The organism is Staphylococcus sp. HMSC062H10, assembly GCF_001836945.1.
GTDB classification, from domain to species: Bacteria; Bacillota; Bacilli; order Staphylococcales; family Staphylococcaceae; genus Staphylococcus; species Staphylococcus aureus.
Map to the genome: position 1 here is coordinate 1 of NZ_KV830989.1, position 15,500 is coordinate 15,500.

Annotated in this window: 14 protein-coding genes and 1 pseudogene; 3 read left to right on the forward strand and 12 right to left on the reverse strand. The window is 30.7% G+C overall.

Features of this window, described 5'->3' with window-relative positions:
* Positions 1-673: 673 nt before the first annotated feature.
* From perR to HMPREF2658_RS09990, 3 genes are all read right to left on the reverse strand, one after another.
* The gene (gene perR, locus HMPREF2658_RS09980; protein WP_000110011.1) at positions 674-1,120 is read right to left on the reverse strand and encodes a peroxide-responsive transcriptional repressor PerR; all 447 of its coding nucleotides are present in this window, start codon (positions 1,118-1,120) and stop codon (positions 674-676) included.
* 96 nt (positions 1,121-1,216) lie between these two features.
* A complete protein-coding gene (locus HMPREF2658_RS09985; RefSeq protein ID WP_000869466.1) occupies positions 1,217-2,167 on the reverse strand; it encodes a phosphoglycerate dehydrogenase in 951 nt (316 codons plus the stop codon).
* 5 nt (positions 2,168-2,172) lie between these two features.
* Positions 2,173-2,628 (reverse strand): peroxiredoxin, encoded by a 456-nt coding sequence (locus tag HMPREF2658_RS09990; RefSeq protein ID WP_000939524.1) that lies wholly within the window; start codon positions 2,626-2,628, stop codon positions 2,173-2,175.
* A gap of 80 nt (positions 2,629-2,708) precedes the next feature.
* On the opposite strand from HMPREF2658_RS09990, the gene HMPREF2658_RS09995 reads away from it, so the two are divergent.
* Positions 2,709-3,998 (forward strand): glutamate-1-semialdehyde 2,1-aminomutase, encoded by a 1,290-nt coding sequence (locus HMPREF2658_RS09995; protein WP_001011611.1) that lies wholly within the window; start codon positions 2,709-2,711, stop codon positions 3,996-3,998.
* A gap of 292 nt (positions 3,999-4,290) precedes the next feature.
* Entirely contained in the window at positions 4,291-5,385 is a 1,095-nt protein-coding gene (locus HMPREF2658_RS10000) for an FUSC family protein (protein WP_001796444.1), read from the forward strand.
* An 89-nt stretch (positions 5,386-5,474) separates the two neighbouring features.
* Here HMPREF2658_RS10000 and HMPREF2658_RS10005 read toward each other — a convergent pair.
* The 4 genes and pseudogenes from HMPREF2658_RS10005 to mutY all read right to left on the reverse strand — a co-directional run bounded on the left by HMPREF2658_RS10005 (position 5,475) and on the right by mutY (position 9,484).
* Positions 5,475-5,567, reverse strand: a pseudogene (locus HMPREF2658_RS10005) (hypothetical protein).
* Positions 5,568-5,575: 8 nt separating this feature from the next.
* Positions 5,576-7,312 carry an SAV1866 family putative multidrug efflux ABC transporter gene (locus HMPREF2658_RS10010; protein ID WP_070854391.1) on the reverse strand — a complete coding sequence of 579 codons (1,737 nt, stop codon included), beginning with the start codon at positions 7,310-7,312 and terminating at the stop codon, positions 5,576-5,578.
* 289 nt (positions 7,313-7,601) lie between these two features.
* A complete protein-coding gene (locus tag HMPREF2658_RS10015; protein ID WP_000251252.1) occupies positions 7,602-8,144 on the reverse strand; it encodes a nucleoside tri-diphosphate phosphatase in 543 nt (180 codons plus the stop codon).
* Between the two features lie 302 nt (positions 8,145-8,446).
* Complete coding sequence (gene mutY / locus HMPREF2658_RS10020; RefSeq protein WP_000284741.1) at positions 8,447-9,484, reverse strand: A/G-specific adenine glycosylase; 1,038 nt, start codon at positions 9,482-9,484, stop codon at positions 8,447-8,449.
* Positions 9,485-9,635: 151 nt separating this feature from the next.
* On the opposite strand from mutY, the gene HMPREF2658_RS10025 reads away from it, so the two are divergent.
* Positions 9,636-10,613: a metal-dependent hydrolase gene (locus HMPREF2658_RS10025; protein ID WP_000379095.1), complete on the forward strand. Its 978-nt coding sequence runs from the start codon at positions 9,636-9,638 to the stop codon at positions 10,611-10,613.
* Positions 10,614-10,873: 260 nt separating this feature from the next.
* Here the strand turns inward: HMPREF2658_RS10025 and HMPREF2658_RS10035 are convergent, their stop codons facing one another.
* The 5 genes from HMPREF2658_RS10035 to sgtB form a co-directional block, all read right to left on the reverse strand.
* Positions 10,874-11,710: a hypothetical protein gene (locus HMPREF2658_RS10035; RefSeq protein WP_000886472.1), complete on the reverse strand. Its 837-nt coding sequence runs from the start codon at positions 11,708-11,710 to the stop codon at positions 10,874-10,876.
* An 8-nt stretch (positions 11,711-11,718) separates the two neighbouring features.
* On the reverse strand, positions 11,719-13,236 hold the full coding sequence (locus tag HMPREF2658_RS10040) for an ABC transporter ATP-binding protein (protein ID WP_000535840.1): 1,518 nt from the start codon (positions 13,234-13,236) through the stop codon (positions 11,719-11,721).
* A 14-nt stretch (positions 13,237-13,250) separates the two neighbouring features.
* The gene (locus HMPREF2658_RS10045) at positions 13,251-13,565 is read right to left on the reverse strand and encodes a YfhH family protein (RefSeq protein ID WP_054194644.1); all 315 of its coding nucleotides are present in this window, start codon (positions 13,563-13,565) and stop codon (positions 13,251-13,253) included.
* Positions 13,543-14,361 carry a recombination regulator RecX gene (gene recX / locus HMPREF2658_RS10050; protein WP_001124427.1) on the reverse strand — a complete coding sequence of 273 codons (819 nt, stop codon included), beginning with the start codon at positions 14,359-14,361 and terminating at the stop codon, positions 13,543-13,545. The genes HMPREF2658_RS10045 and recX overlap by 23 nt, the downstream gene beginning before the upstream one ends.
* 260 nt (positions 14,362-14,621) lie before the next feature.
* Complete coding sequence (sgtB, locus tag HMPREF2658_RS10055; protein ID WP_000830380.1) at positions 14,622-15,431, reverse strand: monofunctional peptidoglycan glycosyltransferase SgtB; 810 nt, start codon at positions 15,429-15,431, stop codon at positions 14,622-14,624.
* Positions 15,432-15,500 lie beyond the last annotated feature (69 nt).

Consider the following 15,500-nt stretch of genomic DNA (forward strand, 5'->3'; position numbering starts at 1 on the left):
ACGTTGACATATTGTCATTCAGTTTTCAATGTTCGTTTGTCACTTACAAGATTTAATTATAACTTGTAAGTTTTTGTAAGTCAAGAATTATTTTTAATTATTTTATTTCTAAAAAATAAATTTCCTAACTCAATTAATTCAACAAATATTATTTTATTATGTATTTGTTCGAATTTCAATAGTCAAATTTACACTTTATTAAAATTTTAAATCAACAACTTAAAACATTTGATTTTTAAATATTAGTGCCGTTTGACGACTTTTATATAATATCAAGTTATTCTAGTAGAGTCAACATAAAACAACACTTATTTTTGTTTAAAAATTACTGTTGAAGGGATTATTTTCTATTCGTAAGTACTATATGTATTTAAAGTGTAATTCCTTACGCTTTTTGCTTCAGTTTTACAAACAAACATACCCTCAATTTATGGATAGTTATTTAAGTAGATCTTTGTTTGTATATTTTTATGTTTATTTATAAAGGTTACTAGTTATTAGTTAATACCACTTCCGTAGTTAGAATGTTCTTTTCTTCTATTTAAATATTTTTCAGAATAAGCATAAAAAAGAAGTTAAACAACCTTCATGTCGTTTAACTTCTAAAATATTACGCTTACTATATATGAAGTAAGCTAACGCCTTTTTAATTTGTCATACTACCAAAGTTAAATTATTTATCTTGGCATTCTTTACAAACTCCATAAATTTCCATTCGATGATGTGTTACGTCAAAGTCAGTCATATGCTGAGCTAATCTTTCAATTTCATTTAACTGTGGATATTGAAAATCAACGATCTTACCACATTGTTCACATATAATATGATAATGATTATGTGTATTAAAGTCGAATCGACTTGATGAGTCTCCATATGTTAATTCTTTTACAATTCCAATATCTTTAAACACTCTTAAATTATTATATATTGTCGCAACACTTATATTTGGAAAATCAGGTGAAAGTGCTTGATAAATTTCATCAGCTGTTGGATGAGTATGTGAAGAAATTAAATAACGTAATATTGCTTGTCTTTGAGGTGTAATTCTTACGCCTGCTTGTCGCAATGATGCAATTGATTCTTCTAGTTCATGTTCAATTGATTCTATTTCAACACTCATCTAAATCACCATCTTTCTTATATAATAATTATTATTACTTACTATAAATATAACTGTTGTATTGCGCGCGTGTCAATATTTACATGTCGATTTCATTTAATAGCCTTTTTTAGCATCAACTTCATTCTCAATTAGACTATTCTTATTGAGAAAATTAACTAGATTGTTTTTAAAAATATCTAATAAGTCATACTTTGCTTCATAATCATTACCAGTTATATGCGCTGTTATAGTTACATTATCCAATTCATATAATTCATGATTAGGTTTCAAAGGTTCATTTTCAAACACATCTAAATATGCATGTCGAATAACTCTACTTTTTAATACTTCTATTAAGAGCGCTTCTTTAACTATGGTACCTCGTCCTATATTTATAAAAAGTGCTTCATCTTTCATTAATTCAAAATGTTTTTTCTTTAGTAAATGAATCGTTTCTTGCGTTTCTGGTAAAGTATTTATAACAATGTCAGCATTTGGTAATGTGCTTTCAAGTGATTCGATGGTATATATATCATCAAACTCATCTTTGTTCTGACCTGACTTACTCAGACCAATTAAATTCATATTAAAAGCCTTTGCTAACTTCGCAGTTCTAGTAGCAATTGCACCTGTACCTAAAAATAAAACTGTTTGTCCTGACAGGCGTTTACCAGTTATTTTCGAATCATATATATGTTGTCGTTGGTTATCATATGATAGTTTCATCTTTTTATAATCATCTAAAATGAAAGCCAAAATGTATTCAGATAATTGTTTAGCTTGAACACCTTTTCCATTAGTTAAAAGTATGCCGTGATCTGCAATATAATCTAACGGTAATATATTTACACCCGTTGCAAACCATGCGATCCATTTTAAATTTGGACAACGTCGTAAAAATACCTCATTGATACCGCCATCATAACCAACTAATATATCTAAATTAGCCAAGTCGCTCTCAGGTATTTCTGATGCTTTTTTATAAAATTTAAAATCTACATCTGAAAAGCGTTGTTGTAATTCAGTTTCAACTTCACGCATACGATTCAACCCAACAACTTTCATATATGTCACCCCAAAATGTTTTTAAGTTCTTCTATTTGTGTTTTAACTTTAACCTTCTCGATAACATCTAATACTTTACCTTGTTCATCTATTATAAAAGTCGTTCTTACAATGCCCATACTTTCTTTGCCAAATGATTTTTTTAACTGATATACGCCAGTTTCTTTAGCTAATTTAAAATCTTCATCTACTAATAAATCGAAATTCAATCCGTATTTTTCAATAAAATTTTGGTGTTTTTTCTTTGAATCACCGCTTATACCATATACTGCAACATCTAAATCATTGAACATTTCTAAATTGTCTCTAAAGTCACAAGCTTCTGTGGTACAAGTAGGTGTATTATCTCTAGGATAAAAATAAATAATCGCCTTTTTACCTTTTAATGTATCATTTGTAATGACAGTTCCGTCTTGATTTTCTAATTTAAATATTGGAAATTGTTCTCCTTTTTGCAACATATAATCACCTTTTTCTTCATTATAATAATTTTATGATACGATATTAGATGAAAATATTAAATTAAAAGAGGTTGATATAAATGAATTTTAGTGAAAGTGAACGTTTACAACAACTTTCAAACGAATATATTCTAGGCGGTGTCAATTCCCCTTCTCGTTCTTATAAAGCTGTAGGAGGCGGTGCACCTGTTGTTATGAAAGAAGGACATGGTGCATATTTATATGATGTCGATGGCAATAGATTTATTGATTACCTTCAAGCATACGGCCCAATTATTACGGGGCATGCACATCCTCATATTACTAAAGCAATTCAAGAACAAGCTGCTAAAGGTGTTTTATTTGGTACGCCGACTGAACTAGAAATTGAATTCAGCAAAAAATTACGTGATGCAATTCCATCTCTTGAGAAAATTCGCTTTGTAAATTCTGGAACAGAAGCAGTCATGACAACAATTCGTGTTGCACGTGCATATACTAAAAGAAATAAAATTATAAAATTTGCTGGATCTTATCATGGCCATTCTGATTTAGTATTGGTTGCAGCAGGTAGCGGCCCATCTCAGCTCGGTTCTCCAGATTCAGCTGGTGTTCCAGAAAGCGTCGCACGTGAAGTCATTACTGTTCCTTTCAATGATATTAACGCATATAAAGAAGCAATTGAATTTTGGGGTGATGAAATTGCCGCCGTATTAGTAGAACCAATTGTTGGTAACTTTGGAATGGTAATGCCTCAACCTGGATTTTTAGAAGAGGTTAATGAAATTTCACATAACAACGGGACACTAGTGATTTATGATGAAGTAATTACTGCATTCCGTTTTCATTACGGTGCCGCTCAAGATTTATTAGGTGTTATCCCTGATTTAACTGCATTTGGTAAAATTGTTGGTGGTGGTTTACCAATTGGAGGCTATGGTGGACGTCAAGATATTATGGAACAAGTAGCACCTCTAGGTCCTGCATATCAAGCTGGTACAATGGCTGGTAACCCGTTATCTATGAAAGCAGGTATTGCATTACTCGAAGTACTAGAACAAGACGGTGTTTATGAAAAATTAGACAGCTTAGGCCAACAACTAGAAGAAGGTTTACTTAAATTAATCGAAAAACATAATATCACAGCTACAATTAATCGTATTTACGGATCTTTAACATTGTACTTTACAGATGAAAAAGTCACACATTATGATCAAGTTGAACATTCTGACGGCGAAGCGTTCGGTAAATTTTTCAAATTAATGTTAAATCAAGGTATCAATTTAGCACCTTCTAAGTTTGAAGCTTGGTTCTTAACAACTGAACATACAGAAGAAGATATTAAACAAACTTTAAAAGCTGCAGACTATGCTTTTAGTCAAATGAAATAACTTTTAAGGAAGTATATTTTTAATTGAATTAAAATAAAACAAATGCTCACATAGTAGATTCATTTTATAACGTTAACTATTAACGTTTAACTTGATATGTCACTATGTGAGTTTTTATTTTACAAATTAAGACTCTTTTAATCTCTGACTAAAGTTTTACATCACTATCAGTATTATGTATGATTTATTTTAACAACTATAAATAAGCTTGAATTTTGTAACTAGTAAGTGTATAACAGTAATGAATACGAATATTAGATATTCAATAAATTTAAAAGGGGCGTCATTATTTTTGAGACTAGGAGCTCGGATTTTTAAAACTGGTATAGCCATTATTTTAGCTATGTCTATCGCTTCTTTACTACCGGATGATGTTGGTCTGAAAGCCTTAGCTGGTGTCAGTGCTGTTGTTGCAATGCAACCTAGTATTTATCGTTCATTTAAAACAGTTTCTGATCAAGCATTGGGTAACGTTATAGGTGCCATACTTTCTGTTACAATGGTAACAATTTTTAGTGATAATTTTATCATTATGGGTGTTACCGTCATAGTACTTATTGCTATTTTATTTAAATTTAATTTAGCACATGTTGCTACTTTGGCGAGTGTAACAGCATTAATCATTATGGGACAACATACCGGTTCTTTCTATATTACCGCCTTTTACAGGTTTGTACTTGTAATGATTGGTGTCATAAGTTCATCTCTAGTTAACTTTGTGTTTCTACCACCTAAATTTGAAACGAAAATTTACTATAATTCATTAAATATATCCTCAGATATTTTTATGTGGTTTAAATTAGTATTAAATGATACGACGGAGTTTAATAATATTAAACAAGATAGTCATAATTTAAAACAACGTGTCGAAAAGTTAGAGAAAATTTATGATTACTATAGCGAAGAACGTCCTATTACAAAAAAACATATTCACCAACAGAATAGAAAGAAAATACTTTTCAGAGAAGTAGTTCAGACGACTAGACAAGCTTATGAAGTATTAAACAAATTGTCGCGTTATCAAAACGACTTATATTTACTTAATAATAATTTCCTATTACAAATCAAATTAGATTTAGATTCATTAACTGCTTTTCACGAGCAAATTTTAGCTAGCCTTTCTAAAAAAGCACGTTATAATGTGACACATGTTGATTATGAGTTAGATAATCCGCAGAAAAAAGATTTATTGTCTACATTTCAGCATGAGTTAATAAATCATCCTTATCAAACGGAATATTCGTTTGCCAATGTTATGCAAATTGTTGCAGCCATCGAAGAGTATCGACACCATTTAGAGCATTTAGACCGCATAAGAATTAGCTTTTTCACATATCATAGATCTGATGCAGACATTGAAATTGTTGAAGAAGACTTTGATTTATAACATTAAAACAATTCCTGTAATTAATACCACAATGAGATAAAGTAATATTGAATCTCGAAATTAAATTTAAAAAAGCAGTAAGATTATTTTCAATTAAGAAAATCTCTTACTGCTTTTTCTATGTTATGACCCCACCATCCTGTTACAAATCTTTCCTACAAAATTGTACTGAAGTCAAACAACTAATACTTTATAAGTTTTGAATGCTATATAAATACTCGTAAGCACCTTGTTTTGCAATCAATTCACGATGCGTACCTGTTTCAACAATATGTCCATTTTCAATTACGACAATTTTGTCAGCATGTGTAATAGTGGACAAGCGATGCGCAACGATAAGTGTCGTTCGATCTTTACTCAACACATCTAATGCTTCTTGAATAATGGATTCACTTTCTAAATCAAGTGCACTTGTTGCTTCATCCAGGATAAGAATTGGCGGATTATTTAAAAATATTCTAGCAATCGATAATCTTTGTTTTTGACCACCTGATAATTTAACACCTCGTTCACCTACTTCAGTGTCATATCCCTGTGGCAAGTTCATGATAAAGTCATGTGCATTAGCCATTTTCGCCGCTTCAACTACTTCTTCATCTGTTGCTGTTGGACGACCAAGTAAAATATTTTCCTTAACTGTATCAGAGAATAAAATATTATCCTGTTGCACCAATCCTATTTGATTTCTTAAACTTCCCGCTAAAAAATCTTTAATGTTGTGACCATCTATTAAAATTTGCCCAGAAGTTACATCGTAAAATCTCGGTATTAAGTTAATTAATGTTGATTTACCACCACCACTCATACCTACGAAAGCAACTGTTTCTCCTTTTTCAATACTCAAATTAATATCTTTTAAAATTGGAGCTTCGTTATCGTTATATTGAAAACTAACATGATCAATATCGATACGACCTTGTTTAATTTCAATAGGTTGAGCACCAACACCATTTTTAATGTCATAATCTTCGTCAATTAATTGGAATACACGGTCCATTGAAGCAAAACTTTGCGTTAAAGTTGTAAATGATGCGACTAAACGACGTAAAGGCCCGAACAATAACTCCAAGTATCCAACAAATGCTGCAAGTGTACCTACTGTGATTGATCCAGAAATTGCAAGATATGCACCAACACCGATGACAATTATTGGTCCAATATCTGTAACTGTATTAATTGCGGCAAAGGAATAGGCATTCCATCTTGTATGTTTCAACGCACGTGTTAAGAAATTAGTGTTCTTTTTATCAAAGTTTTTCGCTTCATTGTCTTCAATCGCAAAACTTTTAACGACTGAAATACCTTGAACACGTTCATGCAAGAATCCTTGAACCTCAGCTAATGCTTGAAATCTTTCACGCGTCAATTTTCTTAATCTTCCAAAGAAAACGTACACCGTTAAAATGTAAAATGGGAAGATAAACAGTGCTGCTAAAGTCAATTTCACATCTAAAAAGAACATTATGGATAGTGCAATAATAATTGTTATACAATCTAACCAAATATTCATTAACCCGGTTAAAATGAAATCTTTTGTTTGTTCAACATCATTAATCACTCTAGATATTACTTGACCTACTTGATTATTAGCATAAAATCTCGCACTTAAAGCTTGTAAATGGTTGTATAACTTTTTACGTATATCATACAATATTTTATTACTTGTCCATTGCGCCAAATATTGACGTATAAATTCAATTGGTGGTCTCACTATTACAAAAATAAATAATGCGATACCAATGGCAATAGTTAAATGATGAACTTTTTCATCAGTCGTTAGTGCGTGGTTATTAATCACGCCATCTATTGCATATTTAATTAAAAGTGGTATAAGCATTGGTATACCAAACTTAATTATCCCAACAATAATCGTTGCAAAAATACGATATTTGTATGGCTTAACAAATTGCAAATATCGTTTAATCATACAATCCCCCCTAATCTATTGCCCTATCTTATTCATAAGTATAAAAATGAATAGAGGTTGGATACATAATTTGTGGATGTAAATTCTTCTTACAATTTACATTTTAAAATTAAGATATCTCAACCTCTGTCATATTCACGTGATTAAATACGTTGTCTTATTCGTATGTTATATTCTATTCAATTTAATCTATGGATACTGTGTCCCCACACGACAGCAAAAATTATCATACTTCTTTACATCACTAAGTCAATATAAATGATTTAATCAGTATTTACACTTTATTTGCTTAATATTGTCTAATTTTTTTGTAACGGTCTTTCCAAACTTTGATAAAATCTGGCGCGAATGGGCCCTTCTTCTGTTCTATCCATTGTTGAAGAATGTCCACGTTGCGTCTTAAAATAATATCAATATCATGCGGATAATTCATTTGATTCATATGTTGCTCATATTCATCTTCATCTAATAAATGATACTTTCCGTTTGGATATACTTTAATATCTAAATCATAGTCTATATATTTTAATGCTTCTTCATCACAAACAAATGGTGATGACAAATTGCAATAGTAATAAATTCCATCTTCTCTAAACATGCAGATAACATTAAACCAATATTCTGAGTGAAAGTAAACAATTGCCGGTTCACGTGTTATCCAAGTTCTTCCGTCACTTTCAGTTACTAACGTATGATCATTGCCACCAATGACAACATGATCAGTACCCTTTAATATTGTTGTTTCAGACCAAACGCGATGAATCTTACCATCATGTTTATAACTCTGAATTTTAATGTTTTCCCCTTCTTTAGGTATGGATTCTCTGACCATACTCCACACCACCTTCTGTTAATTTAACCATTATAAATTATAGCATATTTCAGAAATAGTATTATATAAATACATATTTTTACGAAATAAGATTTTACTACTTAATGATTAAACTCGGTAATATTGCTAAGTACTACAACAGAGATTTACATGTCCCATTTAAAGTATATAAAATCATCACTTTTATAAATCAACACTTTAACTTTTTGACATTGTTATTCTATGAGATTTAAAGGTATCATTTATACATTTTTAAAATTAATGTCACTATATTTTCCGATAATCTTATCAATCATCGAATGTTACCCATTTATAAATTGATAAATCTTTGACATAGGTACAGGGAATGTATATTGATCTCGATCACTTAAATCAAACCAAATCATGTCATCTGGTAATGTTTCAATGTTAATTGTTCCTGAAACGGCGTATACCTTTATCTTCCATGTTAAATGAGTAAATTGATGCTTCAACTCAAAAATAGGTGTTTCTACTGGTTGAATGTCATGACCGATTTTTTCAGTCATTTCACGTCTAGCATGCTCACTTTCAAACATAGGAAATTGCCACATACCATGCAATAATTTTTCGCTACGCTTTTGCAACAGATATTGACCTTGATTATTTCTAATTAAAAAGACGGATTGCTCAATTACTTTTTTACTTACATTTTTAGATTTAACAGGTAACTTTTCAAATGTCCCTTTATCAAATGCCTCACAGTTTTCTTGAACTGGACAAAATAGGCATAATGGATTTTTCGGTGTACAAATTAATGCCCCTAATTCCATCATAGCTTGATTAAACGTTCCAGCTTCTGTAGTAACATATGGTAATAATTCTTGTTCATACGATTTCCTCGTCGATTGTAATTTAATATCTCGATAGTCATCATTCAATCTAGACCATACTCGAAAAACATTTCCGTCTACAGTTGCTAGTGGTACATTATATGCAATGCTCATTACTGCAGCTTGTGTGTATGGGCCAACCCCTTTTAACGCTTTAAATTGATCAGGATCTTTGGGAACTATGCCTTCATATTTATCATGAACTTCTTTAATTGCCGTATGAAAATTTCGAGCTCTACTATAATATCCTAAGCCTTCCCAGTACTTTAACACTTCATCTTCCGAAGCTTGACTCAAAACTTCCACAGTTGGAAATCGTTCAACAAAACGATGATAATAGTCAATAACTGTTTTAACTTGTGTCTGTTGTAACATGACTTCACTTAACCAAATATAGTACGGATTGGTCGTTTGTCTCCATGGCATTTCTCTTTGATTTTCATCAAACCAGTGTATCAAATTTTCTTTAAAACTAGACTGCTGATACATTTATAAAACCCTTTCCTCACCAAAATTAATTATCTTTACTCATAATGTTTTTATTGTACATTAAAATCATGATTAGTATGTAAGTTAATTTAGTTATTTGCGAAATTGGATTATAATAGAATATATAATATTATGAAATGAGTGAACTGATATGGATACTGCAACACATATCGCAATTGGGGTGGGCCTTACAGCACTTGCAACTCAAGATCCAGCAATGGCTTCTACGTTTGGTGCAACAGCTACAACCCTTATCGTTGGTTCATTAATTCCTGATGGGGATACTGTTCTTAAATTAAAGGACAATGCAACATATATTTCGCATCATAGAGGTATCACGCATTCCATCCCTTTCACAATACTATGGCCAATTTTAATTACATTTTTAATATTCACGTTCTTTAGTGGAACCAACCCATTTCATGTATGGATGTGGGCTCAGCTCGCAGTATTTTTACATGTCTTTGTAGATATATTCAATTCTTATGGTACACAAGCACTTAGACCTATCACAAACAAATGGATTCAATTAAGTGTGATTAACACATTTGACCCTATTATTTTCACAGTTCTTTGTATTGGTATTGTATTATGGGTTATAGGCTTGCATCCATTTGCAGTCTTCTTTCCTATAATCGCTTTACTAATCATTTATTACATGATTCGTTTTAAAATGAGAGCCGTAATTAAGCAACAAGCTTTAAAAGCAATTCAACAAGAGCATCACCCTGTTAAAGTATTTGTTGCGCCAACAATAAAATTTATGGAATGGCGTGTCGCGATACAAACTGATGCACATGACTATGTTGGAAAAGCATATGGTAGGAATGTGGTGTTTAGTGATAAAGTGGAACGTCAAAAATTATCAACAGACTCCATTTTATGGAAAGTCAAAGGTAATAAAGATATACGTACTTTTTTAAACTTTTCATCAATCTATCGTTGGCAAACAACAACGTTAGCAGATGGTTCTACTGAAATTCGTTTGATTGATTTGCGTTATTTAAAAAATAATCATTATTCATTTGTGGCAATTGCACATGTAACAAACGATAATGTCATAGACCACTCTTATATTGGCTGGGTATTTACAGAAGATAAGTTACAACGTAAACTGTATGCTAAATAATTTCAATTTATTATTCACTAAAGTTAATCTATAAAAAATGAACAACCGGGCAGAATGAAAATCAAAGCGATTTTTATTCTGTCCGGTTTTTTAATGTAAAACTATAAATGCTTTTACAAAACCTAAAATTTATATTGTCGCTAACAAACTACCTTTAATGACTCGAAATATCAAAATCAGTATAGGAAAACAATATCTAGATTATATTCTAATTGTTTCTGATTCTCACGGATTAATTTACACAACAAGTCAGCTAAACATCATGAAGAAGTATCCGCCTCGTCTGTACTATCTTTTGAAACATCTTGTTGATTATCAGTTTGTGTCACTTTAGATGTTTTATTATAAATTGCGTGTGTCGTATACCTTGCTAATACGAAATTTACTGCAGCTATTAAACATAAGAATAAAATAAAGTAAAAATGATATGGAATGTTTTCCATACTCGATATACCAAATATGATAGATTGTGCTATACCATTAACAATGTAATACATTGGATTCAGCATTAGGATGTGATTGATAAATACATGATTTGGATTTGGTATGAAAATAATTGGTAACACTAAGAAACACAATACACAAATCCCATAAAATATGATATTTATTTTTTCAGTTAACAGTCGAATAAGACCAAAAGTAACTGATATTAATCCTACAAAAATAGTTGCCATCACAATAAAATAGAATAGCGCTATATATGATGTTTCGAAGTTTACTGGTTTAACCAATGCACTAATCATCGTCAAAATGACTAGCATAATAAAACTTAAAATAGACATAATAACTACTGGCGTCGCTGCGGAAATATTAAATAACTTAGTAACTAAAAAGTCATTCATATAATGATGATAAGAGATATAAATTGTGAACATCAATACCGCAAAAACAATCAATGCAATAAGTCTAAATAACCATCGCACCTCTTTAACATCGGTCAAATGACTAAAGGAAAATAGCGTTTCACTTGCAATAATAAGTATTAAACATGCAGCTAATACGATTAGAAAACTTTTCCAACTTTGTTTTAAACGTTCTGTTACATACCTTTTAGTATGCGGTAAGTTTTTAAAATATAAAATAATATTATCTAGCATCTTTACACCTACAATTCAATATAAATCCATTTGTCTTCTTTCAAATTGGCAATACAATATCCATTCCCAACTTTAGTAATCCAAATGTTATTGTTAATATTAAACTTATCTTTTAATTCTTTTTTATCTACGATTGGATAAACAAAACCGTATAACTGATTATTATCATTGAAAAGTAATTGTATCGGTTGTTGTGTAACGGATGCAACGAAACGGTTATCATCATCAGGAACTAAAGTTTTAATAACTGAACTATGCTTTTTATGTAATTGACTGTTAAAGTATGCATAGTAATTACTATAATTTGATTTCATATATGGCGCTAATTTTTTAAAACTATGCGTTTGATATAAACCTGCCGGGTTAAAATATTCTAATTTATCTTTACTAATATAGTAAGTCTTATTATCGGCGGTAACACGATAATTTTTACTATTTTCGCCAGTAATTGTAACTACACTATATTTTGGAATTGTGACTTGTTTATCCCCTTGCATATCCACACTGCCATTAAAAGCAATTCCATAAGCTAACTTTTCGCCATATGGATCTTTATTTTCATTTTGCATCGTAGCACGATTCGTAAAATCTGTTATCGAAATAATTCCAATATTATTGAAAATGAGCAACATCATCAATGCTAAGCCTAAAATAGTACCTGAGGCTAAAGTCCAAAAACGCACTAAAAACTTAGGTGGTTTTGCATGATTATAGCGCTCAACACGTTTGAAATTATAGGTCATCTCCGGTATTCTTGTACGATTCTTTTTCCAATCTAAATCAAAGTTTTCAATTTCTTCTTTTGAGTTTAAACTTAATCGATCACGTTCATGTTCTTTAAAAGATGGAATAACTTGTTTAAGTGACCCTTCCATTCTTAATTGACCATGTGAAAACCAAGCTATATAGTTACTCACTTGTGAAATTTTATCAATATCATCACCAATTGACACAATCGTTAAATTATTTTCAATATAATCATTTGTTAATTCAATCGCACGTTCAATAAATTGTGGCGTTAAATAGTCAATAACATGATTTAAAATAATAATATTTGATTTTGATGAGCGTGCAATACTTAATAGTAATTGAGCGTATGCCGCTTTCGAAATATGGTTAACCGGCTTCGTTTTATAATCGCCTAAATGTGCATATTGAATAATCTGTTCAGCTTTATGATCATTAATTTCATATGGAAATAGTTGAACTAACTGCGCTGTGTAAGCTTCAACAGTTTGATGAATTAACGATTGATCTTCAATATATCCGTAGAACAAATCTTCAGTACAAACTACTTTACCTTTATCGGGTTTAATTGCACCTGCCAACAATTGACCTACCATCGCTTTGGAAGATTCAGGTTCACCAATTATACCTAATGCTTCTCCTTGATAAATATGTAAACTAATATTGTTTAAATCGATATCTTCAGCATCATATCCAAAAGGTAAATACCATTTTTTATTCTGTTTATTCCTATAGTAGTGTGTTACTTTTAGTAACTTTAAAACAATTGAACTTCCCATCTATTTTCATCCTTCTATAATTGTAATAACGCTATAGGTAAGCCTTCTTCGGGTTCATCCCTATTAAATCTAAACCCCCACGCAAAAATACCTTTTAATCTTTCTACTTTAAAATATTGATTACTGCCATCAGTCAGTTTATAAATTTTACCAATTTCTATCTTTTTTCTGTCTACTAAGTAACTTTCGGCAACAATTACTTTACTTTGATAAACGTCATATTCATTTAAAATACCATTCATCTCAGCTTTTCTCATTTTCTCTTTATAAAGTTGTATTTCGTGTCTTAATTCTGGCTCAGACATCTCACTCAATTTCTTCTGTTCCATCGGCAATACCACTTTCTTCTAATTTAGCTTTAATTTTATCATATTTATATCCTTTTCTCATAAGGCCTTCGATAGTTTTTGAAATTAATTTTTGTTGCGTGTACTTCTTTCGATTTTTATTATAAATTTTTTCTAAATCTCGTTGTAATAAATCGTCTAAAACCGCTTCATCTTGTGTAAAATCCATTTCATTCAATACAGCATGAATGGTTTCCATTTCAAACCCTTTTTGAATTAAAGATTGCATTACTTTTTCTTTAACCTTATTTTGTGGCCCCTTTTTTGTTTTAGATATTTTTTCAGCAATTTGGATAATATCATCAAGTTCCTGTTGTTCTCTATAAAGTTCTGTAAACATTTCAATGATATTTGGTTCTATACCAAGTTGATATAGTTTTTGTTGATAAATTTTAGGTCCTTTATCTGTCGTGCGAATCATTGTATTTTTTAAACTTTCTGCATAATCTTGATGGTCGATTAACTTTTCGCGATAACAATATTCAATCACTTCAGAAATCGCTTGCTCTGATATCTCTTCTTTTTGTAAATATTGTAAAACTTCTTTTTCAGTTCTCTTTTTATATGATAAATATTGGATTGCTTTATTTAAACCTATGCGATAATGATCATACTTTTGAATCTCTGCCATGTCAGCAGCTTCAAGTTGTTGCCCTTTTTTTAAATTAAATTTGACTAATGTATCGATATCTATACCCATTTCAAATTGTTCGTCTAAAAAAAGATTAAAACGTTCTTTGTTTTTCTTTTGAACTTCTATTTTAGTAATCTTCGGCACTGGATCACCCCGTTACTTTCTCAAGTTTTAATACAATACTCTTTTATTATTCAATAAGCCACTTCCTATAGCAAATGTTTAACTTTAAATATTTTTCGATGCTAACAAAAAATCACACTATCATCTTTTAAAATGAAAGTGTGATTACAAGCAAATCTGTAAAATTTATTAAGCAGAAACAATTCAACTTTATCATTATGACATTTCAATTAAACCTTCTACATTATTGTTCCAAGTATCTTACACATGAATGCAAGTATTTAACGATTTAATTGTGACATAGCCTGTTGATATTGTGTTTCATTGATATAATTTTGTTGCTTCATTTTTTCTAAGTTCGTGCTTACACGTTGCGTAAAATTCTCAGACATATTATTGATATTATATACGCTAGGTGCATTGACTTTACTAGCTAAAATAGCACTTTGTAAAACTGTAATGTGAGACATTGTTGTACTATTTTTATTCACGGTTGTTCCAAAGTAATGGTTTGCTGCTCCCTCAAGCGTATATTGATTATCCCCAAAGTAAATATTATTTAAATAAAAGCTTAAAATTTCGTTCTTATTATATTGTTTTTCAACTCGATGAGCTACAAATAATTCTTTTACTTTTCTAGTAAATGAACGATCATTATCATAAAAATAATTTTTGACAACTTGTTGTGTAATGGTACTTCCACCTTGCACATCTCTGTCGCTAATCGTTGAAAATAAAGCTCTAGTTGTACCTTTCAAATCGAATCCATGATGATTGTAGAATCGTTCATCTTCCATTGAAATAAAGGCACCTTTAACATACTCTGGCATGTTATCAGCTGACACAAAACTACTTTTATTTTCAATTTTTCTTAGTTCATCCACATTATCGCGTGTAGATAAAAAATACATGATACCAATAAACAATGCGATAATGATTAGAATGGTTAATAATATTTTCAATAGTATTCGTTTACTTTTTTTCTTTTTCGGCGGTTTGCCAACTGGTTGATAATACGTATTATAGTGAGGTTCGTGTTTCATATGCTCAAAATGTTCATTTGAGTTTGAGTACCTATCGCTTCTTTTCATGCGTTTGCTCCTTCTTTTAAAACTCACTTAGTATATACCTTGAGTTTACCAGTACTATCACAAATAGGC